The sequence below is a fragment of the Mongoliimonas terrestris genome, assembly GCF_001927285.1.
GTDB classification, from domain to species: domain Bacteria; phylum Pseudomonadota; class Alphaproteobacteria; order Rhizobiales; family Pleomorphomonadaceae; genus Chthonobacter; species Chthonobacter terrestris.
In genome coordinates this window covers 202,950-227,575 of sequence record NZ_MSIG01000003.1, presented here as the reverse complement: position 1 = coordinate 227,575, position 24,626 = coordinate 202,950, and the positions used below count along the sequence as shown (strand labels likewise).

At 68.5% G+C, this 24,626-nt stretch carries 22 protein-coding genes; 4 read left to right on the top strand and 18 right to left on the bottom strand.

Annotated elements, in window-relative coordinates; all coding sequences use genetic code 11:
- Positions 1-104: 104 nt before the first annotated feature.
- The 3 genes from BUQ68_RS05645 to BUQ68_RS05635 form a co-directional block, all read right to left on the bottom strand.
- The gene (locus BUQ68_RS05645; protein WP_075214966.1) at positions 105-608 is read right to left on the bottom strand and encodes a FixH family protein; all 504 of its coding nucleotides are present in this window, start codon (positions 606-608) and stop codon (positions 105-107) included.
- Positions 609-691: 83 nt separating this feature from the next.
- On the bottom strand, positions 692-2,143 hold the full coding sequence (gene ccoG, locus BUQ68_RS05640; protein WP_075214965.1) for a cytochrome c oxidase accessory protein CcoG: 1,452 nt from the start codon (positions 2,141-2,143) through the stop codon (positions 692-694).
- Between the two features lie 99 nt (positions 2,144-2,242).
- Complete coding sequence (locus BUQ68_RS05635; RefSeq protein ID WP_075214964.1) at positions 2,243-2,887, bottom strand: LysE family translocator; 645 nt, start codon at positions 2,885-2,887, stop codon at positions 2,243-2,245.
- A 168-nt stretch (positions 2,888-3,055) separates the two neighbouring features.
- On the opposite strand from BUQ68_RS05635, the gene BUQ68_RS05630 reads away from it, so the two are divergent.
- Both BUQ68_RS05630 and BUQ68_RS05625 read left to right on the top strand, forming a co-directional pair.
- Positions 3,056-3,685, top strand: a complete 630-nt coding sequence (locus tag BUQ68_RS05630; protein ID WP_075214963.1) for a glutathione S-transferase family protein — start codon at positions 3,056-3,058, stop codon at positions 3,683-3,685.
- Positions 3,686-3,796: 111 nt separating this feature from the next.
- Positions 3,797-4,312, top strand: a complete 516-nt coding sequence (locus tag BUQ68_RS05625) for a DUF29 domain-containing protein (RefSeq protein WP_083656313.1) — start codon at positions 3,797-3,799, stop codon at positions 4,310-4,312.
- 8 nt (positions 4,313-4,320) lie between these two features.
- Here BUQ68_RS05625 and BUQ68_RS05620 read toward each other — a convergent pair whose 3' ends face one another.
- The 6 genes from BUQ68_RS05620 to BUQ68_RS05595 form a co-directional block, all read right to left on the bottom strand.
- On the bottom strand, positions 4,321-4,692 hold the full coding sequence (locus BUQ68_RS05620) for a bleomycin resistance protein (protein ID WP_075214961.1): 372 nt from the start codon (positions 4,690-4,692) through the stop codon (positions 4,321-4,323).
- 112 nt (positions 4,693-4,804) lie between these two features.
- A complete protein-coding gene (ccoP, locus tag BUQ68_RS05615) occupies positions 4,805-5,674 on the bottom strand; it encodes a cytochrome-c oxidase, cbb3-type subunit III (RefSeq protein WP_075214960.1) in 870 nt (289 codons plus the stop codon).
- A 3-nt stretch (positions 5,675-5,677) separates the two neighbouring features.
- Positions 5,678-5,827 carry a cbb3-type cytochrome oxidase subunit 3 gene (locus tag BUQ68_RS05610; RefSeq protein WP_075214959.1) on the bottom strand — a complete coding sequence of 50 codons (150 nt, stop codon included), beginning with the start codon at positions 5,825-5,827 and terminating at the stop codon, positions 5,678-5,680.
- Between the two features lie 12 nt (positions 5,828-5,839).
- Positions 5,840-6,568, bottom strand: coding sequence for a cytochrome-c oxidase, cbb3-type subunit II (gene ccoO, locus BUQ68_RS05605; protein ID WP_075214958.1), 729 nt, complete (start codon positions 6,566-6,568; stop codon positions 5,840-5,842).
- Between the two features lie 14 nt (positions 6,569-6,582).
- Positions 6,583-8,211 (bottom strand): cytochrome-c oxidase, cbb3-type subunit I, encoded by a 1,629-nt coding sequence (ccoN, locus tag BUQ68_RS05600; protein ID WP_075214957.1) that lies wholly within the window; start codon positions 8,209-8,211, stop codon positions 6,583-6,585.
- A 273-nt stretch (positions 8,212-8,484) separates the two neighbouring features.
- Positions 8,485-9,621, bottom strand: coding sequence for an AbrB family transcriptional regulator (locus BUQ68_RS05595; protein WP_083656312.1), 1,137 nt, complete (start codon positions 9,619-9,621; stop codon positions 8,485-8,487).
- A 135-nt stretch (positions 9,622-9,756) separates the two neighbouring features.
- Here BUQ68_RS05595 and hemN point away from each other — a divergent pair, with 135 nt between their 5' ends.
- Positions 9,757-11,121 carry an oxygen-independent coproporphyrinogen III oxidase gene (hemN, locus tag BUQ68_RS05590; protein WP_075214956.1) on the top strand — a complete coding sequence of 455 codons (1,365 nt, stop codon included), beginning with the start codon at positions 9,757-9,759 and terminating at the stop codon, positions 11,119-11,121.
- 215 nt (positions 11,122-11,336) lie between these two features.
- Here the strand turns inward: hemN and BUQ68_RS05585 are convergent, their stop codons facing one another.
- The 6 genes from BUQ68_RS05585 to mscL all read right to left on the bottom strand — a co-directional run bounded on the left by BUQ68_RS05585 (position 11,337) and on the right by mscL (position 16,472).
- Entirely contained in the window at positions 11,337-12,071 is a 735-nt protein-coding gene (locus BUQ68_RS05585; RefSeq protein WP_083656340.1) for a Crp/Fnr family transcriptional regulator, read from the bottom strand.
- 397 nt (positions 12,072-12,468) lie between these two features.
- On the bottom strand, positions 12,469-12,810 hold the full coding sequence (locus BUQ68_RS05580; protein ID WP_210215586.1) for a response regulator: 342 nt from the start codon (positions 12,808-12,810) through the stop codon (positions 12,469-12,471).
- Between the two features lie 74 nt (positions 12,811-12,884).
- Positions 12,885-13,511 (bottom strand): response regulator transcription factor, encoded by a 627-nt coding sequence (locus tag BUQ68_RS05575; protein ID WP_075214955.1) that lies wholly within the window; start codon positions 13,509-13,511, stop codon positions 12,885-12,887.
- Between the two features lie 2 nt (positions 13,512-13,513).
- Positions 13,514-14,701, bottom strand: coding sequence for a two-component system sensor histidine kinase NtrB (locus BUQ68_RS05570; RefSeq protein WP_075214954.1), 1,188 nt, complete (start codon positions 14,699-14,701; stop codon positions 13,514-13,516).
- Positions 14,702-14,757: 56 nt separating this feature from the next.
- On the bottom strand, positions 14,758-15,969 hold the full coding sequence (locus BUQ68_RS05565; RefSeq protein WP_075214953.1) for a pyridoxal phosphate-dependent aminotransferase: 1,212 nt from the start codon (positions 15,967-15,969) through the stop codon (positions 14,758-14,760).
- Between the two features lie 89 nt (positions 15,970-16,058).
- A complete protein-coding gene (gene mscL, locus BUQ68_RS05560; RefSeq protein WP_075214952.1) occupies positions 16,059-16,472 on the bottom strand; it encodes a large conductance mechanosensitive channel protein MscL in 414 nt (137 codons plus the stop codon).
- Positions 16,473-16,737: 265 nt separating this feature from the next.
- On the opposite strand from mscL, the gene BUQ68_RS05555 reads away from it, so the two are divergent.
- Positions 16,738-20,250 (top strand): hybrid sensor histidine kinase/response regulator, encoded by a 3,513-nt coding sequence (locus BUQ68_RS05555; RefSeq protein ID WP_075214951.1) that lies wholly within the window; start codon positions 16,738-16,740, stop codon positions 20,248-20,250.
- A 433-nt stretch (positions 20,251-20,683) separates the two neighbouring features.
- Here BUQ68_RS05555 and BUQ68_RS05550 read toward each other — a convergent pair whose 3' ends face one another.
- The 3 genes from BUQ68_RS05550 to BUQ68_RS05540 form a co-directional block, all read right to left on the bottom strand.
- On the bottom strand, positions 20,684-21,349 hold the full coding sequence (locus BUQ68_RS05550; RefSeq protein ID WP_075214950.1) for a response regulator: 666 nt from the start codon (positions 21,347-21,349) through the stop codon (positions 20,684-20,686).
- A gap of 251 nt (positions 21,350-21,600) precedes the next feature.
- The gene (locus tag BUQ68_RS05545; RefSeq protein ID WP_075214949.1) at positions 21,601-22,143 is read right to left on the bottom strand and encodes a hypothetical protein; all 543 of its coding nucleotides are present in this window, start codon (positions 22,141-22,143) and stop codon (positions 21,601-21,603) included.
- A gap of 157 nt (positions 22,144-22,300) precedes the next feature.
- Positions 22,301-24,511, bottom strand: a complete 2,211-nt coding sequence (locus BUQ68_RS05540) for a 3-hydroxyacyl-CoA dehydrogenase NAD-binding domain-containing protein (RefSeq protein ID WP_075214948.1) — start codon at positions 24,509-24,511, stop codon at positions 22,301-22,303.
- Positions 24,512-24,626 lie beyond the last annotated feature (115 nt).

The window sequence follows — 24,626 nt, the reverse complement described above, 5'->3', positions numbered from 1 at the left end:
AGGGTTCGGGACCAGGGCTCGGCGAGGGTGGCATGAAGGCCCCGGACGGTGCCCGGGGCCGATGATGCGGGCCGGCGGTCGCGCCGTCGGCGGTATGCGCTGGATCAGGGCGCCAGGAAGACGGGGTTGCGGCTGCGGAACAGGCGCTCGCCGTCGCGGCTTGCCTCCAGCACCAGGAGCCAGCGGCCGGACCCGACCTCCGGAACCGTGGCCGCGTAGGACCCGCCGGCGACTTCGGCGAGGGCGATCTGCCGGTCGTGGTTGGAGGCGGTCGGGTGCTGCATCTCGGCGGTGACCGTGAGGCCGCGCTCCGGCCGGCCGTCGGCGCCGAGGAACGTGGCGGTCACGGCCGCGCCGCCGTCGGCCGCCAGAGCCTTCACGTCCACCGACCAGTGCCGGGCGGTCTGCGCCCGGGCGGCGTCCACCTCGGCGGCATACTGCTGGCCGGCCTTGTACGAACTCGCGACCTCCAACCCGGGGAAGGAGGTGAGCGCATAGTAGATCAGGACCGCGTTGGCCGCGAAGATGACGGCGAAGAAGCCCACCATCCAGGCCAGCATGCGGGCGCCGGTGAAAGGTCGATCGGCGGAGACGGTGCGAGCGGACATGAGAAGGGTCTTTCCAGGCGAAGGGAACGGGACGGGGCCGGTCGGCGCGCCCCTTTCCAAGGAGCGCGCCGACCGCCGTTTCGTCAGGGCAGCTTGAAGAAGTCGCGCGCGGTGGCGGTGGCGCCGCTGGCGATGTCGACGATGCGGAAGGTCACCGTGGTGGAGTCCTCCGTCACGCTGCCGGACGGCACCGCCAGGTGCACCCGCACCTCGCGGGTGGTGTCCGGCGGTACGGAGACGAGCGGCGCGCCGTTGACCCGCTCCTCAACGCCCACCGCGTCGATCACCGACCCGTTCGGCAGGCCTTCCACCGCCAAGGTGAAGGAGCGCGGCTCCGTCCGCTTGTTGAAGAGGCGCACCGTGTAGCCGTTGCGCACGCCGCCGTCGGAGAGGCGCACCGCGATCGGGTTGCGGTCGTGCAGCACGTTCACGTCCTCGAACGACCGGGTGGCGAGACCGTAGAGCATCACCGCGCCGACCAGCGCCATCACGGCCACGTAGAGCACCGTGCGCGGCCGAACGATGCGGTAGATCGGCGGCTTGCCGGCTTCGCGCCGGGCGGTGTTCATGTCGGTGTCGTAGCCGATGAGGCCCGGCTCGCGGCCGACCTTCTCCATCATGGTGTCGCAGGCGTCGATGCAGAGGCCGCACTGGATGCAGCCGAGCTGGCTGCCGTCGCGGATGTCGACGCCGGTCGGGCAGGCGTGCACGCAGGCGAAGCAGTCGATGCAGTCGCCCGCCTTCTCGCCGGCGGTCCGCATCTTCTCCGCGTGCTTCACGGAGGTGCGCGGCTCGCCCCGGTCGGCCCGGTAGGTGACGTTGAGCGCCCATTCGTCCGTCAGCGCCGCCTGGATGCGCGGCCAGGGGCACATGTAGAGGCAGACCTGCTCGCGCATGTGGCCGGCGAGCGTGTAGGTGGTGAAGGTCAGGATGCCGATCCAAACGTAGACGGCCAGCGGCGCGGTGCCGATCATCATCTGCCAGACGAGCGTCGGCGCGTCGGCGAAGTAGAGCACCCAGGCGCCGCCGGTCCACCAGGCGATGAAGAGCCAGCCGGCGTGCTTTGCGGTGCGGCGGACGGCCTTGTCGACGCTCCACGGCGCCTTGTCGAGGAGGATGCGGTCGCGCCGGTCGCCTTCTGTGACCCGCTCCACCCAGAGGAAGAGGTCCGTCCACACCGTCTGCGGGCAGAGGTAGCCGCACCAGACGCGTCCGGCGACGGCGTTCATCAGGAAGAGCGTGACGGCCGCCAGCACCAGGAGCCCGGTGATGTAGTAGACCTCCTGCGGCCAGATCTCGATGAAGAAGAAATAGGCGCGGCGGCCTTCAAGGTCGATCAGAACGGCCTGATCGGGCGCGTTCGGTCCGCGGTCCCAGCGCACGAACGGCAGAAAATAGTAGATGCCGAGCGTGATGAAGAGCACCGCCCACTTGATCGTGCGCAGGCGCCCGTGCACCGCCGCCGGATAGATCTTCTTCGCCGACGCATAGAGGACGTCGCCCGAAGCTTCGGCCTCCTTGTTGTGGACCGTCATGTCACCAGCACTCCTCGTCGCGGACCGAGGCATTTCCGTCCACCCCGGCCCGCAGGATGGCACTTTGACCGGTCTCGGCGGACGCGGCATTGATTCTGGTCAAGGGCCGGGCGGTGCGGTCCGGCTTTCCAGGACGAGCGCGATGGCGGCGACGACGAAGAGCACGCCGGCAATACGCGCGGACCAGGTGATGAGTCCTGGCCGGGTGGCCATCGCCGACCCGGCTCTCGCGGCACCGATCGCGACTGCGCCGTAGACGCCGACCTGGACGACGGCCGTGAGCAGGCCGAGCACGATCGCCTGACGCCAGATCGGTCCGAACGCGGGCTGGAGAAACTGCGGATAGACGGAAAACACGAAGAGATAGGCCTTCGGGTTCAAGAGGCAGGTCGTCAGGCCCTGGACGAAGACCACGCTTGGCCGGCGAAGTGCGACCCGGCCGACCGGTCCGAGGGTGATGGTGCTGCGGACGAGGGAGATGCCGATCCAGGCCATGTAGGCGGCGCCCGCGTAGAGCACGATCGGCAGGAGCGCCGGCATCCAGCGGGCGAGCACGCCGACGCCCATCGCGCCGAAAGCGGTATGCACGGCGCCCCCGGCCGTGATCCCTCCGGTGGCGGCGAAGCCCAGACGACGTCCGCCGGTGATCGCATTCGCCATAACGAATACCATGTCCATGCCGGGGATCACGATGATCCCGAGCAACAGCACGAAGAAGAGGGCAAGCGTGTCGGTGTAGGTCATTGGGGTCTCCGCACCCTCCGGATCGCCGGTCCGACCGGACCGACGCGAGGCGTTCAGCAGATCATCCCGTGCAGCTGACAGAAGAAGTCAGCAGTCTGCAGCGCCACGCTCGACCGTCCCGACCCGCTCTGTCATCCTCCCGGTCCAAGTATCCTGAGGAGGGATCCGATGACCGACACGCTCGTGCTCTACACCAACCCCATGTCGCGCGGCCGGATCGCCCGCTGGATGCTGGAGGAGACCGGGGTGGACTACCGGACGGAGATCGTGCCCTTCGGTCCGCCCATGAAGACGGACGCCTACCGGGCCACCAACCCGCTCGGCAAGGTGCCGGCGATCGTGCACGGCGACGCCGTGGTGACCGAGTGCGCGGCCATCTGCGCCTATCTGGCGGACGCCTTTCCGGACGCCGGCCTCGCGCCGGCGCCGTCGGCCCGCGCGGACTACTACCGCTGGCTCTTCTTCGCGGCGGGCCCCTTGGAGCAGGCCATCGTCAACCGCGCCCTCGGCGTCGAGGTGCCGCCGGAAAGGCGCGGCATGGTGGGATACGGCAGCTTCGCCACCATGATGGACACGCTGGAGATGGCCGTGACCCGCCACGCCTTCGTGGCGGGCGACCGGTTCAGCGCCGCCGACGTCTACGTGGGCTCGCACATCCTCTGGGGCCTCGGCTTCGGCAGCATCGAAGCGCGCCCGGCGTTCGAGGCCTACGGGGCGCGCATGAAGGAGCGGCCGGCACACCAGAGGGCCACCGCCCTCGACGACGCGGCGACGACCGCCGCCGCACCGCCGTCCTGAGCGGATCGACCGGCGCCGCCATGGCGTATCTGCCCACGGAAGGACCGACGGCGGAGCAGTCCTGCGCCGACGTCGGTGGGAACAAGGCTTGCAGGCAGCCCATCAAGCCGTATGATTCCGGCATCGCCTGGAGGGTGCATGTCCCGATCGGCTTCCTATGACGATGATGTCTTTCTCTGGAGCGCGGAACAGGCGCGTCTGATCCGCGCGCTCAAGGCGGGCCGGCGCGACCTTCCCAATGCTCTCGACCTGGACAACATCGCCGAGGAGATCGAATCCGTGGGTCGATCCGACCTGCATACGGTCCAGAGCCTCCTCGTCCAGATCTTCGCCCACCTGATCAAACTTGCCGATCGCGGCCTCGGCCATGGATCCGCCGAACACTGGTCCGCCGAGATCCTGGCCTTGCAGCGTCAGATCCATCGGCGCTGCACACCCGGGATGCGGCAGCACATCGATCTTCAGGCCCTTTGGCAGGACGCCAGAGAGGACGCGGCCCAGCTTGCGGACCTTGCCGGTGCGCCCGAGCCCGCGTCAGGCGAGACCTGTCCCTTCTCGCTCGACGACATGCGGGATACGGCGTTCTCGATCCGCGCCGCCGTGGACCGGATCCGGCCGCCGGCCTGAGCGGATCGTCAGCTTTCACCCTCAAGCGGGATCCGGCCGAACCGAAGCAGGTTGCCGTGCGGGTCGTGGATGGTGAATTCCTTCATGTCCCACGGCCGGACGGTGAAGGCGCTCAACCGCGGCACGCCGCGGGCGGCGAACTCCGCGTGGAGCGTGTCCACCGCGCCGCCGCGGATGTAGACGGCGGTCCGCTCGCAGAGCGACCGGTCGTCGGTCTTCCAGAAGTGGAGCTCGATGGGATCGCGGCGGACGATCAGATAGGCGTCGTCCGCGTAAACCGTCTGGTCGAACCCGAGTTTGCCGCCGTAGAAGGCGTGCGTCTCGGCAAGATCGAGGGACGGCAGGATCGGGAGGACTTCGGGATCGGGCCTGGTCGTCACGCGATGGTCTCCGCCTCGCCGAACGATGAGACCGCCGGCGGGCGAACTATGGAAAGAAAGGCGGCGGGGCACAACCCCGCCGCCTTCCCAATGCTTCAGGTCCCGTCCGTGGTCAGGCGCCGCCGCCGAGGGCGTGCACGTAGACGGCGAGCGACTTGATGGTGACCGGGTCGAGACGCCCCGCCCAGGCCGGCATCACGCCGCGCCGGGCATTGGTGATAGTCTCCACCACCGTCGCCTCGTCCGAGCCGTAGAGCCAGATGGCGTCGGCAAGGTTGGGCGCGCCCATTTCCTGCATGCCCTCGCCCTTCTCGCCGTGGCAACTGGCGCAGTTCTCCACGAAGAGCGTCTCGCCGGCGGCAAGATCCGCCCCTTCGGGCGCCGGCAGGCCGGAGAGCGACAGCACATAGGCGGCGACCGTCTTGATCTGGTCGCGTTCCAAGAGCCCGTCCCGCCCGAAGGCCGGCATGTCGGAGATGCGCGTCTCCTCATGGGTGGATCGGATGCCGACCCGCAGCGTCTCGTGGATGGTGTCGAGCGAACCGCCCCACAGCCAGTCGTCGTCCTGCAGGTTCGGGTAGCCCTTGGCACCGGTCGCGCCCGAGCCGTGGCACGGGGCGCAGTTGTCGCCGAAGGCCGCCTTGCCGTTCGCCATGGCGAACTCCAGGAGCTTCGGGTCGTTCTGGATCGTCTCCAGCGGCGCGTCCAGGAGACCCTGGCCGGCGGCGATCCGGGTCGCGGCACCCTCGGCGACGGCGTTGAGCGCCGCTTCCCGCTGGGAGTAGCCGAGCAGGCCGGTGGTGTAGCCGGTCAGCGTCGGCCACGCCGGATAGAGCAGGAAGTAGCCGAACGACCAGACGATGCAGATGTAGAAGAGATAGAGCCACCACTTCGGCAGCGGATTGTTCAGTTCCTTGATGCCGTCCCACTCGTGACCGGTGGTGGTCACGCCGGAGACGTGATCGACGTCGTGCTGAGCCATGGCTCAATCCTCCCGGAGCGGGATGTGCGCGGCCTGGTCGAAGGTGGCTTTGGCCCGGGGCCGCAGCGCGTAGACGAGGACGGCGAGGAAGAGAAGAAAGAAGTAGACGAGCCCGCCCTGTTGGGCGACGGCGGCGATGGTTTCGTAGGACATCCTCGTCTCCCCTCAGCGCAGGTTGGCTTTGTTGTCGTAGACGGTGAAGTCCACGAACGTGCCGAGGTGCTGGAGATAGGCGACCAGCGCGTCCATCTCGGTGACCTTCGAGGGATCGCCGTCGAAGTCGCGCACCACGGACTTCGGATAGCGCTCCAGGAAGGCGTCCACGTCGCCGTCCGGGTCGAGCTGCGCATGGAGGTCCAGGCGCGCGTTGACCACGTGCTCTTCCGTGTAGGGCACGCCCTCCATGCTGAGCACCTTCAGGTCGTCCGCGATGCGATCGGCCTTCAGTTCGGTCATCAGGAAGGGGTAGCCCGGCATGATGGAGGCCGGCACCACCTGGCGCGGGTCCACCAGATGGGCCACGTGCCATTCGTCGGAATACTTGCCGCCGACGCGGGCAAGATCCGGACCCGTGCGCTTGGAGCCCCACTGGAAGGGCCGGTCGTACTGGCTCTCCGCGGCGAGGGAGAAGTGGCCGTAGCGCTCGATCTCGTCGCGCATGGGCCGCACCATCTGGCTGTGGCAGAGGTAGCAGCCCTCGCGGACGTATATGTTGCGGCCGGCCAGTTCCAGCGGGGTGTAGGGCCTGACGCCCTCCACCGTCTCGATGGTGCTCTTCAGGTAGAAGAGCGGGACGATCTCCACGAGGCCGCCGATGGCGACCACCACGAGGACGCCCACGGTGAGAAGAATGGAGTTCTTCTCGAAGACTGCGTGCTTGTCGAACAGGGACATGGGTCTTGCCTCCGTCACTCGGCCGGAGCCAGCGACACCCGGCCACCGGCGGCTTCTTCAGCCTCGCCGAAGCGGATGGTCATGTAGATGTTGTAGGCCATGATCAGCCCGCCCAAGAGGAAGAGCACGCCGCCGAGAGCCCGGATGAGGTAGTAGGGATGCATCGCCTCCACGGTCTCGATGAACGAGTACTGGAGGAAGCCGAGCTCGGTGTAGGCGCGCCACATCAGGCCCTGCATGATGCCCGCCACCCACATCGCCGAGATGTAGAGGACGATGCCGAGGGTCGACACCCAGAAGTGCCAGTCGACGAGCTTCAGCGAGTAGAGCTGCTTGCGGTTCCAGAGCCACGGCACGAGGCAGTAGATGGCGCCGAAGGAGATGTAGGCGACCCAGCCGAGCGCGCCGGAATGCACGTGGCCGATGGTCCAGTCGGTGTAGTGGCTGAGGCTGTTGACCGCCTTCACGGACATCAGCGGGCCTTCGAAGGTGGACATGCCGTAGAAGGCGATGGACACCACCATCATGCGCAGGACCGGGTCGGTTCTGAGCTTGTCCCAGGCGCCCGAGAGCGTCATCAGGCCGTTGATCATGCCGCCCCAGGAGGGCATCCACAGCATGATCGAGAAGGTCATGCCGAGGGTGGAGGCCCATTCCGGCAGTGCCGTGTAGTGCAGATGGTGCGGACCTGCCCAGATGTAGAGGAAGATCAGCGCCCAGAAGTGCACGATCGACAGGCGGTAGGAGTAGACCGGCCGGTTCGCCTGCTTCGGCACGAAGTAGTACATGATGGCGAGGAAACCGGCGGTCAGGAAGAAGCCGACCGCGTTGTGGCCGTACCACCACTGCACCATGGCGTCCTGGACGCCCGCCCAGACGATGTACGACTTGATGCCGTAGATCGACACCGGAATGGTGGCGTTGTTGACGACATGCAGCATGGCGATGGTGACGATGAAGGCGAGGTAGAACCAGTTCGCCACGTAGATGTGCGGCTCCTTGCGCTTCCAGAGCGTCGCCAGGAAGGCCAGGAGATAGACCACCCAGACGATGGTCAGCCACAGGTCCGCATACCACTCCGGCTCGGCGTATTCCTTGCCCTGGGTGGCGCCGAACAGGTAGCCCGTGCCGGCGATCACGATGAAGGCGTTGTAGCCGAGGATGATGAACCAGGGCGTGATCTTGCCCGGCATGCGCGCCCGGCAGGTGCGCTGCACCACGTAGAAGGACGTGGCGAGGAGCACGTTGCCGCCGAAGGCGAAGATCACCGCGGAGGTGTGCAGCGGCCGCAGCCGGCCGAACGTGGTCCACGGCAGGTCGAGGTTCAGCGCCGGATAGGCCAGCTGGGTGGCGATGATGACGCCGACCAGGAAGCCCGCAATGCCCCAGAAGAGCGCCGCGATCGTGCCGAACTTCACCGGGCCGAAGTTGTAGTTCGGCTTGCCGTCGATCTCCTGCGGGGCCAGTGCGCCCTTGTCGTCCAGGTAGCTCTTGACGATGAAGAACACACCGGCGGCCGAGAACACGGCGCCGAGAAAGGCGTGAAAGCCCATCACAGGGTCCACCGCCTTGCCGGCGATCAGCAGGCAGACGAAGGATAGAAGCCCCAGGAAGACGGCATATCCGCCTTCCTCGAGCGACATGAGAGGCGTGGACCTCTGCGCTGTCATGATTGTCGCCCCTTTTATCTTAAGGTCGAAACGAACGATCCCACCGGGCGGAAGACCCGGTTGTTCGACGGTGACCCTAGGCAGGCGCGGATCGGCAGGCCTTGACTCAAATCAACGGCCGCGGCGGCGTTGGTTTGAAGCCCTCGTTTTTCAAGGGTTTGAGGGCGCGCCTTCGCATTCCTACAGACCCGGTCGGTCGGGCGTGTGGGCTTGCCGTGCGTGGAGGATGCGGAGGACGCGGAGGGTTCAGACGCTGCGGGCGCTGCGCTGGTCCCAGTCGGCGCCGAGCACGAAGCGGGCGAACAGCGGCACCACCACCGTCATGGCGACGAAGCGGGCGAGATGGTGGGCCGCCACGAAGGCCGGGTCGACGCCGAGCACGAAGGCGAGGATCACCATCGCCTCCAGCCCGCCCGGCGCGAAGGCGATCAGCACCTGGCCGAGGCCGAGGCCGGCGAGTTCGGCGACGAGGATCGCGCCGGCGAGCGAAGCGGCGAACGCCACCGCGAAGGAACCGACGCCGATGGCGATGGTGCTGATCACGAGGCGAAGCGACGTGCCGGCGAAGCGAAGGCCGAGGAAGGCGCCGAGCGCCACGAAAGCCGGCAATTGAACGGCCGCCGGCAGTTGCCCCTCCACAAGCCCGATCCCGTGCAGGAGGCTGCTCGCCACGAAGGCGCCGATGAGAACGCCGGCGGGGATGCGGGCAAGCACCGCGAGCGCCGAGCCGACGACCCCTCCGACCGCGAGGAGGACAAGCGACATGAGGTCATCCGTCACCGCCCCGTCGAGCGGCGCGCCGGTCGGCGCCTCGAACGAGGTGACCAGCACCGGCAGCACGGCCACCAGCATGAAGAGCCGCATGGACTGGGAGAGCGCCACCTTGCGCATGTCCGCGTTGCTCACCTCGGCGGTGGCGAGCGTCATGGTGAGCGCGCCCGGGATGGCGGCGAAATAGGCGGTCGCCGGATCCCAGCCCGCCACTTTCCTCAGGAAGCCGTAGCTGGCGAGCGTCACCGCCGCGACCGTGCCGGCGAGCCCGATCAGGCTGATCGGCCAGGCGCTCATCTGGTCGAGGATGTCGGGTGTGACGCCGGCGCCCATGGAGACGCCGAGGATCATGTAGACGAGGTCGCGGAGCCGGTTCGGCACCGTGGCGTCCAACCCGGCGAGCGCGGCGGCGCCGGTGAACACCATGGCGCCGGAAAGCCAGGCGGCCGGCAGGCCGAGCGCCGCGAAGACCGCCCCGCCAAGCGCTCCGAGGACGAACAGGAGGGCGAGCGCGCCCGGCGACTTGGGATCGATCCGCGACAGCGGTGCCCTCCCGCCGTTGGCCTTGGCGTGCAACGGGGTCCGGTCCGACGTCTCGTCAGGCGGCGTCATCGGCGGCCACCCGGGCCGGCGGCGGAAACGTGCGGGCGGTTGGATACTTCGGCCGGCGGTCGCCGCGTGCGTCGAGGACGACGGATTTGACCTTCATCAAAGCGGACCGTCTGGAAACCGACGATCCTCCGCTTCATGAACGCACCTGTCATCACGTCCGTCTCGCTCTCAGAGCTCGCGCGCCGCACCGTGCCACGGTACACCTCGTATCCGACGGCACCCCACTTCTCAACGCAAGTGGACGCGGAAATCCATGCCGCATGGCTGATGCGCGCCGGGAGCCGGGACGATGCCGTGTCACTTTATGTGCACGTGCCCTTCTGCCGGTCGATCTGCCACTATTGCGGCTGCACCACCAAGGCCTCCCGCAAGGACGCGCCGATCCGCGCCTACGCGGAGACGCTGCGCCGGGAGATCGCGCTCGTGGCCGAGTTCACCGGCCCGGTGGCGGTGTCGCATATCCACTGGGGCGGCGGGACGCCGAACCTCCTGCCGGCCGACTGCTTCGAGGACGTGGTGGAGGATATCCACCGCCATTTCCGGGTGCGCGACGACGTGGAGCACGCCATCGAGCTCGACCCCCGCCATGTCAGCCGCGAAGGCGCCCGCCGCCTGATGGCCGCCGGCGTCACCCGCGCCAGCCTCGGCGTCCAGGATCTCGACCCCGGCGTGCAGGCCGCAATCGGCCGGCTGCAGCCGCTGGAGGTGGTGGAAGCCGCCTATGTGGCGCTTCGCACCGCCGGCATCCACGACATCAACTTCGACCTGATGTACGGCCTGCCCGGCCAAACCCTGGAGACCATCCGGGCCACCGCCATGAACGCCGCCGGTCTCGCCCCGAGCCGCATCGCGCTCTTCGGCTATGCGCACGTGCCCTGGTTCAAGGCCAATCAGGCGCTGATCGACGAGGCGCTGCTGCCGAACACGGAGGCGCGCATCGACCTTGCCCGGGTGGCGCGGGAGACCATCGACGCCTTCGGCTACGAGGCGATCGGCATCGACCATTTCGCCCGGCCGGACGACCCGCTGACCCTTGCCCGCGACGCCGGCACGCTCCGCCGCAACTTCCAGGGCTACACCACCGATGCGGCCGAGACCCTGATCGGGTTCGGCGCCTCCTCCATCGGCCGGACTCCGGAGGGCTATGCCCAGAACGCGCCCGACACCGCTTCCTGGACCCGGGCCATCGAGGCCGGGCATCTGGCCACCGTGCGCGGCCGGGCCTTCGCGGGCGACGACCTGATGCGCGGCCGGGTGATCGAGGCGCTGCTCTCCCTCTTCCAGGTGGACCTTGCGGCGATTGCCGCCGGGTTCGGCGCCGAGCCGACCGCGTTCACCGCCGACCTTCAGACGCTGCGGCCGCTCGCCGATGCGGGCTGGGTCACGATCGACGGCTGGACCGTTCGCATCGACCGCCAGCCGACCGAGATCGCCCGCGTGGTGGCGAGCGCCTTCGACGCCTACCTCGGCCACGGCGGCCGCCATTCGGTGGCGGTCTGACCGCGGACCGTCCAGGCCCGCGCAGCCGTGTCGATCCACGGCTGTCAGCCATGGTGGTTCCAGAAAACAAAATGCGCTCCAACCCGGACTTGAGACCCACGGGCGGAGCGCAAGGCGGCCTCTCCGAGGAGGCGGCGGACCACGTGGGAGGAGGAGCGTGGTCCGGGGAAGGGAGACGCCGAAGCCCTTGGCGGGGATCCGGCCGGGCGGAAAACTCAGTGCATCCCGGTCAGTTTGCAGACGCGGCAGACGCTCGCCATATGGATGTGGTCGTTCCTCTCGATGGAGATGATGCCGCGCCGCTTCATGTCGGAGAGCACCCGGCTCACGGTCTCGATGGTGAGGCCCAGATAGTCGGCGATCTCCTGGCGGGTCATGCGCAGCACCACGGTCTGGTCGTCATGACCGACCGCCGGGCCGACGCAGCCGACCACGCCGCGCTTCGGCACGAAGCGCATCAGGAAGCTCGCGACTCGCTCCTGGGCGGACTTGCGGCCGAGGAGGACGGTGTGGGAGTGCAGCGATTCGATCCGCGTCATCAGGCAGCGGTTGACGTGGGTCTGCAGGGCGCCCGAGCCCTCGATGTCGCGGCGGTCGAGCACGCGAACCTCGGCGGCGGTGAGGGTCTCGGCGGAACAGTCGTGCAGGCCCGTCATGGAGAGGCCGAACAGGTCGCCCGCGCTGACGATGTCCACCACCTGGCGGCGACCGTCGTTGATCAGCCGGTAGAGCATCACCTGGCCGGACACCACCTCGTAGATGTGGTTGGCGGCGTCGTCTTCGTGGAACAGGATCTCGTGCGCGCCCAGCGTCTCCAACCGGGCGCGGGAGGATGCCAGGAACTCGGTCCAGGCGGTATCGGGCGGAAGAGGCCGCCGGCGCGTTCCGGCGTAACGGCCGGTGCCCAGCTGGCGCGGTGTATCCGCGACCTCGACGGCCGCGGCAGTCATCTTCGGATCCAGATACATTATCCCTCCTCGGAGCCATGGAAGCGGCCCGCTCGTGGAGCCGAACCGACCGACCCGCCCCGTCCGTCCACGGGATTTGCGGTTCCGCGTCGCCCGGCCGATCGGCCAGGGGGGACGCCGAGGCGGCTTCAAGGTCCGTCCGACCTGGCGCCGCGTCTTGAGGTTCTGCTCTGGGAAGGACGTTAACCGGTAGCTGGAGAACCGGAAATTCGGACCCGTACGTAAGACGGTTTGCGTAAGCACTTGCCCTCGGATGACCGTCAACCTCGTTGTAAGTATTTACTGAATCGAGATTGTGGTTAGCCGCGCACGCGCACGGGACGACCTGTCGCCAAAGCCCATGGCAGCAGGTGCGCCGTGCCGACGGTTCATTCGCACCTCAACCGGCGATCGCCTCGAACCAGTCGGCCGCAGGAGGCTTGCGGAGCACCGGCACCGGGTTCAGGCCGCGCATCTCCCGTTCGATCACCCGGGAGGACTTGCCCGAGATGGCGACGAGGCGCGGCGGGTCGGCCCTGTCGCCGAGGTGGCGGAGCAGGGCAGCACCGCTCATGCCGGGCAGGCCGAGGTCGATCACCACCGTGTCGTCGCCGTTCGGCGGGCCCGCCTTCAGGAAGGCCTCCGCCGATCCGTAGGCGCGGACGTCGAACCCCGCCGCGGCGAGCAGCCCTTTGAGGGCATCCGCCACCGAGGGATCGTCTTCTACGATGAAGTAAGTCACGACGCGCTCCGAACCGCGGCCGTCCGAGGGAGGAGGCCACGCTCCTGCAAGATGCGCCTTTACGAGCCGCGCCGTTATCCGTTTTCGCCCGTATTAGCAGTCAGCACGATCCGCACCAGGTCGGCTGCGTTGCGCGCGCCGAGTTTTTCCATGATGCGGGCGCGGTGGACCTCGATCGTCCGCGGAGAAATGCCGAGCCGCCGACCGGCTTCCTTGTTGGAGGCGCCGGCAGTGATCTCCTTCAGCACGTCCTGCTCGCGGGGCGTCAAGAGATCCGATCCGGGAAACTGCGGATGCGCTTCGGTCTTGCCGGCGCGGGCGGCGGCGGCCGCGATCGCGTCCCGCACCCGGGTCACCACCGTGTCGGCATCGAACGGCTTCTCGATAAAGTCGATGGCGCCGAGCTTGATGGCGCTCACCGCCATCGGGATGTCGCCCTGGCCGGAGATCACGAACACGGGCGCCGGAAAGGTGCCGACGTCGAGGGCCTTCAGAACGTCGAGGCCCGAGCGACCCGGCATGTGCACATCAAGGAGCACGCAGGCCGGTTTCTCGCCCCGCACGGCTTCCAGAAAGTCGTCCCCGTTCTCGAAGGAGCGCGCTTGGAAGCCCTCGAGATCGAACACGACGGTCAGCGCATCCCGGATCGACGCATCGTCGTCCACGATGTAGATGGTGTCCGTCGTCGTCGCATCATCCATGATCAACCGTCCCCTGGGTTCGTCGCCTGGTCGTGCCGATCGCCGGTCGGCAGGCTGAGGGTGAAGATCGCACCCCGGCCGTCGCCCCCCGGCACTACGCTGAGGTCCCCGCCGTGGTTCTGCGCGATGGACCTTGAGATGGCGAGCCCAAGGCCCATGCCGGTCTTCTTGGTGGTCGAGAAGGTGCGGAAGAGCGTCGCCGCGGTTTCGGCCGAGATGCCGGCGCCGCTGTCCTCCACCTCTACCACCGCCGCGCGGTCGGTGTCCTTCACCCGAACCTCGACCCACTTGTCGGCGCTGTCCTTGGCCACCTCCACGGCGTTCCGCAGGAGGTTGAGCACGATCTGCTGGATCTGGATCGGGTCGGCCTCCACCTCCACCGCCCCGGCGGGAACCACCCGGCGGATGGTCACGGTGGACCCCTGCGCCACGAAGGCGGTGAGGTCGATCGCCTCCTCCACCACGTCCACGAGGTCGATGCGGCTGCGTTCCGGATCGCGCTTCTCCACCATCTGGCGCATCCGCTGGATGATGCCGCCGGCCCGCTCGGCCTCGTTCAGCGCCTTTTCCATGATGGTGCGGATCTGCTCCGGCCGCAGCGGCTTGCCGCTGTCGACCCGTGTCTGGCGCATCACCGCCTGGAGATAGAGCATCAGCGCCGTCAGCGGCTGGTTGAGCTCGTGCGCCATGGCGGCGCCCATCTCGTCCATGGCGGAGAGGCGCGTCATGTGCATGATCTGCGCCTGCAGCTGCGACAGGCGTTGCTCGGTCTGCTTGCGCGGCCGGAGGTCGCGCAGGATGCCGATGAACTGACGGCCCTCGGTGGTGGGCGCCTCGCCGACGGAAAGCTCCACCGGGAAGATGGTGCCGTCGGAATGCATGCCGGCCACCTCGCGGCCGATGCCGATGATCTTGCGCTCGCCGGTTTTGCGATAGTGGCTGATGTAGCGATCGTGCTCCACTGCATAGCTCGGCGGCATGATCATCTTGACGTTCTGGCCGATCACCTCGGCGGCCGTGTGGCCGAACATCTGCTCGCAGCTCTTGTTGAACGCCAGGATGGTGCCGCGTTCGTCGATCACCACGATCCCGTCCGCCGCCGTGTCGAGCACGCTGGCGAACCGGGCCTCGGATACGGGCGCGCGCTCGGGCTGCGGGTCGATGTCGGACGAAGGCGCGCCGGTGTGCATGAGGCGGGGCGTGGTCCCTGGCGGTTGGCTCGACACGTCGGTAAGCGGCGCCGGCATCATAGCATTTGTTTCGAGCCGTCCAACCAATGCTTCAGGCGGTCGGCCGCCAATCGCAGGCGTTCCTCGCCGCGGGCAACGCAGATCCGCATGTAGCCCGCGCCAGCGCCGCCGAAGGCCGTGCCCGGCGCGATGCCGACGTTCGCCTCGTCGACGAGGCGAAGGCCGAGACGGCGGGTGTCAGGCTCGCCGTCGATGGCGAAGAACAGGTAGAAGGCCCCGTCGGGCCGGGCGAAGCGCACCCGCCCGGTGGACGCGAGCGTGTCGGCCACCAGGTTGACGCCGCGCCGCGCCCGCTCCACCTGGTGGGCGACGAAGCTTTCCCCCTGGCCGAGCGCCGCGATTCCGGCGCGCTGCATGAAGACGGCGGTTCCGGACGAGGAATACTGGATCAGGTTCACGAAGGTGCCGACCAGCGTCGGGGGAAGCTCCAGCCAGCCGATGCGCCATCCGGTCATCGCCCAGTTCTTGGAGAAGGTGTTCACGAACACCACCCGGTCGGTCTCGTCGATGATCTCGTGGAAGGACGGCGCCATCGGGCCGTCGGCGCCATAGTAGAAGCGGCCGTAGATCTCGTCGGCGACGATCCAGAAGCCGTGCTTGCGGGAGAGGTCGAGCAGCGCCTTCAGCGTCGCCCGGTCGGCGGTCCAGCCGGTCGGGTTGGACGGCGAGTTGACGAAGAGGAGCTTCGTGCGCGGCGTCACCGCCGCCTCCAGCCGGTCGAGGTCCAGCACCCAGCCGTCGTTGCCGAGGCTCATCGGCACCTCCACCGGGGTGGCGCCGCGCACCCGCGTGGCCCCGTCGAAGTTCGGCCAGGCCGGGGTCGGGATCAGCACCTCGTCGCCCGGGCCGGTGAAGGCCGCGACGGCGAGCTGGATCGCATGCATGCCGCCGTTCGTCACCACGAATCGATCCGGCGAGAAGGGCTTGCCGAAGAGCCCGCCATACATCCGGTCGTGATAGGCGGCGAGCGCCTGGCGCAGGTCGTCGATGCCGGTCTGCTTGGTGTAGAAAGTTTCGCCCGCGGCGAGCGAACGGGTGGCGGCGTCCGCCACGAAGGGCGGCGTCGGTAGGTCGCCCTCGCCGGCCCAGAGCGGCACGATGCCGGGCTTGTCGAACCCGTGGACCATCACCTCCACGATGCCGCTTGGCGGCGCCGCCAGCGCCTCCTTGGAGAGAGCGGCTTCGAAACGCGGGGAAAGGGTCGTCAAGGGGCGTCTCCCGTTGTGTGCATCGCCCCTTGTGATAGCCGGGCGCGGCGCAAAGGCATAGCCCCGCGCCACCCCCGCACTTCGTCAGTTCAGCGTCGCGCCAGAAGGTCGCGGATCTCCGTCAAGAGCGCCACGTCCGGCGGCGTCGGCGTCGCCTCGGGGGCGGCCGCCTGCTTGCGCTTCAGCCGGTTCATGCCCTTCACCACCATGAAGAGCACGAAGGCGATGATCAGGAAGTTGATCGTCAAGGTGATGAAATTGCCGTAGGCGACCGTCGCGCCGGCCTTGCGGGCGGCGTCCAGGTTGTTCTCCACCGGGGCGCCGGCGAGCTGCACGTAGAGATTGGTGAAATCGATGCCGCCGGTGATCACGCCGATGACCGGCATCAGCAGGTCCGCCACGATCGAGTTCACGAGGCCGCCGAAGGCCCCGCCGATGATGACGCCGATGGCGAGGTCCACCATGTTGCCCCGAAGGGCGAATTCACGAAATTCGTTGAGCATGTCCCATGCCTTGCAGGAGACGGCCTGGCCCCGTGCCGCGCCGTACGGCGGGAAGACTGCCCGGCATAACTCCAAACGCAAGCATATGATTAACGCGATGTATAAGCGAAACGATGGGAGGTCGCAGGGGCTCGGCCGCCTCGGCCGTCCTCATCCGTCTTCTCGCGCATGGACAAGCGACGGCCGCCTGTGCGTTGATCCGTCCCATAAGAACAAGCCGGCCGGGTGACGCCCGCGCCCAGCCGGTGGGAGGAACGAGGGCACCATGCTGCAGAGCTCGGTGATCATCACGGTCGCGCTCGCCTACATCGGGCTACTGTTCCTGGTGGCGAGCCTCGGCGACCGGCGTCAGCGCCGCCTGAAGGCGGGCCGCGGCCGGCCGACCATCTATGCCCTGTCGCTCGGCGTCTACTGTACGTCCTGGACCTTCTTCGGCTCGGTCGGCCTCGCCTCCACCAGCGGCTTCGACTTCGTGACCATCTACATCGGTCCGATCGCGGTGTTCGCCCTCGGCTATCCGCTGCTCCGGCGGGTCGTGCAACTGGCCAAGGCCGAGCGCATCACCTCGATCGCCGACTTCCTCGGTGCCCGCTACGGCAAGAGCCAGGCGGTGGCCGCCACCGTGGCCCTCATCGCCATGGTGGCGACCATTCCCTACATCGCGCTGCAGCTGAAAGCCGTGTCGAGTTCGGTGTCGGCGCTCATCAGCATGGACCGGACCGCCCCGCTGGAGGCCATTCCGGTGGTGGGCGACCTTTCGCTCCTCACCGCGCTCTTCATGGCGGCCTTCGCCATCCTGTTCGGCACCCGCCACATCGACGCCACCGAGCACCAGGAAGGCCTGATGCTGGCGGTGGCGCTGGAATCGGCCGTCAAGCTCGTCTGCATGGTGCTCGTCGGTCTTTACGTCACCTACGGCCTCCACGACGGCCCGGCGGACCTCTGGGCGACGGCCGAAGCCTTTGGCGTCTCCGCCCCCTTCCGCACCGAGATGAACGGCGGCAGCCTCGTCGCGCAGACGCTCCTGTCGCTCTTCGCCATCCTCCTCCTGCCGCGCATGTTCCACGTGGCCGTGGTGGAGAACAACGCCGCCTCCGAGCTGCGCCGCTCGGTGTGGATGTTTCCGCTCTACCTGATCGTCATCAACCTCTTCGTGGTGCCGATCGCCCTCGCGGGCCTCATCGCCTTCGGCCCCTCCGTCAGCGGCGACCTCTTCGTGCTCGCCCTGCCGATGCACGCGGGCAACGGCTTCATGACGCTCGCCGCCTTCATCGGCGGCCTGTCGGCGGCGACCGCCATGGTGATCGTCGCCTGCGTGGCGCTCTCCATCATGATCTCCAACGACCTCGTCATCCCCTTCCTGCTCCGCCAGCGCCCGGACGAGGCGCTCACCCGCGCCGACATGGGGCGCGTGCTTCTCCTGGTGCGGCGGGTCGCCATCCTGGTGGTGATGCTCGGCGGCTACGCCTACTTCCGGATCGCCGGCAATTCGGCGGCGCTCGCCACCATCGGCTTCCTGTCCTTCGCCGCCATCGCCCAGCTGGCGCCGGCCTTCCTGCTCGGCCTGATCTGGCGGCGGGCCACGGCGCGCGGCGCCATCGCCGGCATGGCGGCGGGCTTCGGCCTCTGGGTCTACACCCTCCTCGTCCCGGCCCTCGCCGACGCCGGCCTCGTCGACACCACGCTCCTTGAAAGCGGCCTCTTCGGCATGACGATGCTGCGGCCGGAATCGCTCTTCAACATCACCTTCGAGCCCTTCACCCACGGGGTGTTCTGGAGCCTGACGGTGAACGCCATCACTACGGTGTTCGTCTCCCTCACCCGAGAGCCGACGCCGATCGAGCGCGTGCAGGCCGCGATCTTCGTGCCGAGCGCCTTCTCGCCCGCCCCGTCCTACCGGCTCTGGCGCACCGCCGTCACCGTGGACGACCTGCGCACCACCGTCGCCCGCTACATCGGCGAGGAGCGGTCGCAGCGCTCGTTCAGTCGCTACGCGCGCGAGAACATGACCACCCTGGAGCCGTTGAAGCCGGCCGGCATCGACCTCGTCCGCTTCGCCGAGCAGCTGCTCGCGAGCGCCATCGGCGCCGCGTCCGCCCGGCTGGTGCTGACGCTTCTCCTGAAGCGGCGCGATCCCTCCACCAAGGCGGCCATGAAGCTTCTCGACGATGCGTCCGAGGCGATCCAGTATTCCCGCGACCTGATGCAGACCGCCCTCGACCAGGTGGCCCAGGGCATCGGCGTGTTCGACAAGGACCTGCGGCTGATCTGCTGGAACCGGCGCTTCCGCGACCTTCTCGACCTGCCGGCCGAGTTCGGCCAGGTCGGCACCGCCCTCGTGGAGATCCTGCGCTACAACGCCGAGCGCGGCCTGTTCGGCCCCGGCCTGCCCCAGGCCATCGTGGACGACCGGCTCGACCGCTTCGTGCGCCGCCTCGCCACCGTGCAGGAGACCCTGCAGCCGTCCGGCACCGTCCTGGAGGTGCGCTCCTCGCCCATGCCGGACGGCGGCATCGTGCTCACCGCCACCGACATCACCGAACGGGTGGAGGGCGAGCGCGCCCTTGCCCGCGCCAACGAGAGCCTGGAGCGGCGGGTGCGCGAGCGCACCGAGGCGCTGACCGCCGCCAACGAGGCCCTCGCCCTCGCAAAATCCGCCGCCGACGAGGCCAATCTCGGCAAGACGCGCTTCCTCGCCGCCGCCAGCCACGACATCCTGCAGCCGCTGAACGCCGCCCGCCTCTACACCACCACCCTGGTGGAGCGCGCCGCGCCGCTGCCGCTTTCAAGCCTTGCCAGCAACATCGACGCCTCGCTGGAGAGCGTGGAGGAGATCCTCGGCGCCGTCCTCGACATCTCGCGCCTGGACACCGGCGCCCTCAAGCCGGAGATCACCCTGTTCCGGATCGACGAGATCCTGAAGCCGCTCGCCCGCGAGTTCGAGCCGCTCGCCCGCGACAAGGGCCTCGACCTTCGCGTGGTGGCGTCGAGCGCCACGGTCCGCTCCGACCGGCGACTGCTGCGCCGCGTTCTGCAGAACCTCATCTCCAATGCCATCAAGTATACCGAGCACGGCCGGGTGCTGGTCGGCTGCCGGCGCCGCGACGGGCGGCTCGTCGTCACCGTCCGGGACACCGGCATCGGCATTCCGCTCTCCCAGCAGCAGGTCATCTTCGAGGAGTTCCACCGGCTCGACGCCGGCGCCCGGGTGGCGCGCGGCCTCGGGCTCGGCCTCTCCATCGTGGAGCGCATCGCCCGGGTGCTCGGCCACGAGGTGACGGTCACCTCCGCCGCCGGCGCCGGCGCGTGCTTCACCGTGGACCTGCCCCAGGCGCCCGCCGTGCCGCTCGCAGCTCCGCGCGATGAGCAGATCCGTCCGCCGCCGACCGACCTCGCCGGCCTCCACGTGGTCTGCATCGACAACGAGCCGCGCATCCTCGACGGCATGCGCGCGCTCCTGGAGGGCTGGGGCTGCCGGGTCACCTGTGCGCCCGGCCCCAAGGAGGCGGCGCTGGCCCTCAAGGACGAGAAGGAGCCGCCGGGTCTCTTCCTGGTGGACTACCATTTGGACGAGGGCACCGGCGTCGAGGCGGTCGTGCGGCTGCGCTGGCGCTTCGGCGAGACCATCCCGGCCGCCCTCATCACCGCCAACCGCTCCCCAGGCCTCAAGACCGAGGCCGCCGGCAAGGACATCGCCGTTCTCTTCAAACCCGTCAAACCCGCCGCCCTCCGCGCCCTCCTCGCCCAACACCAGGCCATGCGCGCCGCCGCGGAATGACGGGCGGGACGGGGACGGGGGAAGGTATGGCGGGGAGATGCGGCCGTGCGGGCGGCGAGAAACGCGACGCGCACAAGATGCCAGTGCCAAAGGTGAGCCGTCATCCCGGCGAAAGCCGGGATCCAGCCGACGGCGGGACCATCGCGCCGACGCAGCCCATGGCGCAGACGGTTGGATCCCGGCGTCCGCCGGGATGACGGCTGCGGGTGGATAGGGGCTGGTGGATAGGAACCGCGCCCCATTCCCCCACCCTCCTCCGTCGTCATGGTCCGCGAAGGCGGACCACCCACGCATTGAGGGCGTCAGGAAAGCGTGGCTGGTCCGCTTTCGCGGACCATGACGAGGAAGGGGGGTAGAGGTGCGCGAAAACGGGCAAAGGCAGGACAGGGCTTGCCACCAACCCGGCCCACCAAGCCCCCTCCCTCAGCCCCCTTCACCCCGTCGGGCTCAGCGCCTGCCACTGCCCCGTCTCGATGCGCGAGGCGGTGATCACCGCCTGGGTGCGGCTTTCCACCCCGAGCTTCTGTAGGATGGCCGACACGTGGGCCTTCACGGTCGCTTCCGACACCGAGAGCTCGTAGGCGATCTGCTTGTTGAGGAGGCCTTCCGACAGCATCATCAGCACTCGCACCTGCTGCGGTGTGAGGGACGCGAGGCGCGCCGTAACGTCGGAGTTCTCGTCGCGGCTGCCGACGTCCACGTCCGGCGGCGTCCAGACGCCGCCCTCGATCACCCGCGCGATGGCGCCGCGGATGGTCTCGATGGCGAGCGACTTCGGGATGAAGCCCGAGGCGCCGATCTCCATGCAGCGGCGGATGGCGACCGGATCCTCGTTGGCCGAGACCACGATCACCGGCACCGACGGGAACTGGGCCCTGAGGAAGAGGAGCCCGGAGAAGCCCCGGACGCCCGGCATGTTGAGGTCGAGGAGGACCAGGTCCACATCCTCGTCCTCGGCCAGCGCCGCCGACATCTCGTCGACCGACCCGGTTTCCAGGATGACGACCCCGTCGAACATCCCTTCGAGCGCCTGCCTCAAGGCGCCGCGGAACAGCGGGTGGTCGTCGGCGATCAGGAATCGATAGCGAGCGTGCTCCATTGGATCCATCCCCCCTCGGAAATGACGGGAGCCTTCTCGCACCAAGGGCGGCGACACGGCCCGCGGATCCTTCAGGAGACGCACGGTGGGCGGCAGCCGATCACGGTGACCTGTGCTCTTCCGTTCTCGTGAAACCTTACCGACACCGACAGGGGCACATCAAGCACCACCATCCGTATGTCCTATGAACATATAGATGATATCTTGCTTGTCACCCATACGGAGCTTTACGGCCTCGTCCGCCAATCGGGTCAGGTTCGACCCGGTGATTCATACTCCTGTTTCAGCTCCTCAACGAGCCCGAAGAAACGCCGCATCGCTTCGCCGGAAAAGTCCAGGAAGCGGTCGAGTTCCTTCTCCTCGTCGGGGCCGAACCAAGGCTCCGCCTTCGGGGCGACGCCGGCGGAGCGCTCCAGCTCCGCAACGCGGGCCTCCAGCCGGCGCCTGTCCGCCTGCAGCCGCTCGATCTCCTCCTCGTAGGCGGTCCGGTCGTCCGGCACCAGCGTGCAGGTCCAGCGGTCGTTGCGGTCGCCGCAGAGCGAGACCTGGCCGGTACGCCGGTCGATCTTCAGGTGGTCGCCCGTGGCCGGCACGAAGGCGAAGCCGTCCTCCTCGCCGACGGTGGTGGACGGGGTGGTGGCAGTCCCTTCCAGGGTGCCGCCAGTCCGGGGCGGCGGGGCCGGCGCGTCGAACCGCTCCGCCGGAGCCTGCTGGGCGCCGGCGACGGGAATGGCGATGGCCGCTGCGAGACCGGCGAAGAGACCGGCGGCCAGGATCAGGGGGCGGGCGGGCATGGGACGCCTCCATGGAGTTGAATGCGCACTGTCGCACATCATAACGGCGATCGGGTGGCGGACCATAGGCCCACCGCCGTCACGGCCGCCCGGATCGCACGGACAAGGGCGCCGGCTTGCCGCCGACGCCCTCCCCGAACCCGCATGCCGCTGACGGTCAGGCGGCCGCCTTTTCGCCCCGTTCCGGCGCGAAGCGGCCGTAGAAGGTCTCGCCGCGTTCGGCCATGTCGCGCAGAAGCGCAGGCGCGGCGAAGCGCGGGCCGTGCTTCTCGGCAAGATCGTCCACCAGGGCGACGAAGGCCTTGGCGCCCATGCCGTCGATCCACGACAGCGTGCCGCCGGTGAAGGGCGCGAAGCCGAAGCCGAGGATGGAGCCGACGTCCGCCTCGCGCACGTCCGTCACCACACCCTCCTCCACACAGCGCGCCGCCTCCAGCGCCTGCACGGCAAGCAGCCGGTGCTTCAATTCGGCCACGTCGAACGCCTCGGCGGGCTTGGCCGGGCCGACGATCTCCGAAATCCCCTTCCAGAGGGTCTTCTTGCCGCCCTCCGGGTAATCGTAGAAGCCCATGCCGTTCTTGCGGCCGAGCCGGCCGCGTTCCACAACCATGCCGTGAAGCAGCCTATCCTGCGCCGGGTGGACGGCGGCCTCGCCGAGGTCCTTTTTGGCCGCCTGGACGATCTTCCAGGCCAGGTCCACCGCCACCTCGTCGTTGAGCGACAGGGGGCCGACCGGCATGCCGGCAAGGCGCGCCACCGTCTCCACCATGGCCGGGGGCACGCCCTCGGTCAGCATCAGGTGGCTTTCCAGCATGTAGTTGGTCACGCACCGGTTGGCGTAGAAGCCGCGCGAGTCGTTGACGACGATCGGCGTCTTCTTGATCGCTTTCACGAAGTCGAGGGCGAGCGCCACAGCCTTGTCGCCGGTGTTGCGGCCGCGGATCACCTCCACCAGCATCATCTTGTCGACCGGCGAGAAGAAGTGGATGCCGACGAAGTCCTCCGCGCGGTGCCAGGACGGGGCGAGCGAGGAGATCGGCAAGGTGGAGGTGTTGGAGGCGAACACCGTTCCTTCGGGCAGCACCGCCTTCACACGCGCCATCGCTTCGGTCTTCACCGCCCGGTCCTCGAACACGGCCTCGACCACCAGATCGCAGCCGGCGAGCGCCGCATAGTCGGCCGTGGCGGTGATGCGGGCAAGGAGCGCGTCCTTCTCCGCCGCCGTCGCCCGGCCCTTCTTCACCCGGTCGGAGATCAGCTTGTCGGAATGGGCGCGGCCCTTGTCGGCGCTCTCCTGGTCGCGGTCCACCAGCACCACGTCGAGGCCGGCGGCGGCGGAGACGTAGGCGATACCCGCCCCCATGAAGCCGGCGCCGATGACGCCGACGCGCGTGAGCGTCGACTTCGGCACAGCGGCCGGCCGGCGGGCGCCCTTGTTCAGCTCCTGCATGGAGACGAACAGGGAGCGGATCATGGCCGCCGCCTCCTTGGTGGTCAGAACGTGGGCGAAGTGCCGGGCCTCCACGCGGAGCGCGAGATCCATCGGCAGTTGCAGGCCCTCGAAGCAGACGGTCAGGATGGCGCGCGCGGCCGGGTAGTTGTCGTGGGTCTCGCGTCGATAGATGGCGTTCGCCGCCGGCCAGAACTGGAAGCCCTGGGGCGAATAGGGCTTGGCGGCCTTGAAGCCGTCCTTGTCCCACGGCTTCTTCGGGTCGAGCCCGTCGCGGATCATCGTCTTGGCGGCCTCCAGAAGGCCCTCCGCCGGCACCACCTTGTCGACCAGCTTCATGGCGAGCGCCTTCTTCGGGCTCAGCGTCTGGCCCTGCAGCAGCATGGTGAGGCCCGCCTGCGGGTCGGTCATGCGCATCACCCGCTGGGTGCCGCCGGCACCGGGGAAGATGCCCACCTTCACCTCCGGCAGCGCCAGCTTCACGCTCTCCGCGTCCGCCACCACGCGGGCGTGGCAGGCGAGCGCCAGCTCGAACGCGCCGCCCATGCAGGTGCCGTTGACGGCCGCCACCCACGGCTTGCCGCCGGTCTCCAGCCGCCGATAAAGGCGCGACATCAGCGATGCCTTGTCGAGAAGCTCGGCCGCCGCGCCCTCCGGATCGCGGGCGCGCATGCCATGGAAGGCGGCGAGCAGCCCCTCCAGCATCTTGAGGTCCGCCCCGCCGGAAAAACTGCCGGCCTTGCCGGAGGTCACCACCGCGCCCTTGACCGCGTCGTCCGAAATCACGCGGTCGATGATCCGTCCAAGCTCGTCCATCACCGCCATGGTGAAGACGTTCATGGACTTCTCCGGGCTGTCCCAGGTGACCGTCAGGATGCCGTCGCCGTCGAGATCGGTGGTGAAGTGGATGTCGCTCATGCTCGTCGTCTCCTCCCTGTGGCGCGGGAGCCGAAGGGCTCGACCGGCCGGAATTCCGGTTATCTCAGGTGCGCGAACGGGCGCCGCCCTTCCTCGTCATGGTCCGCGCAGGCGG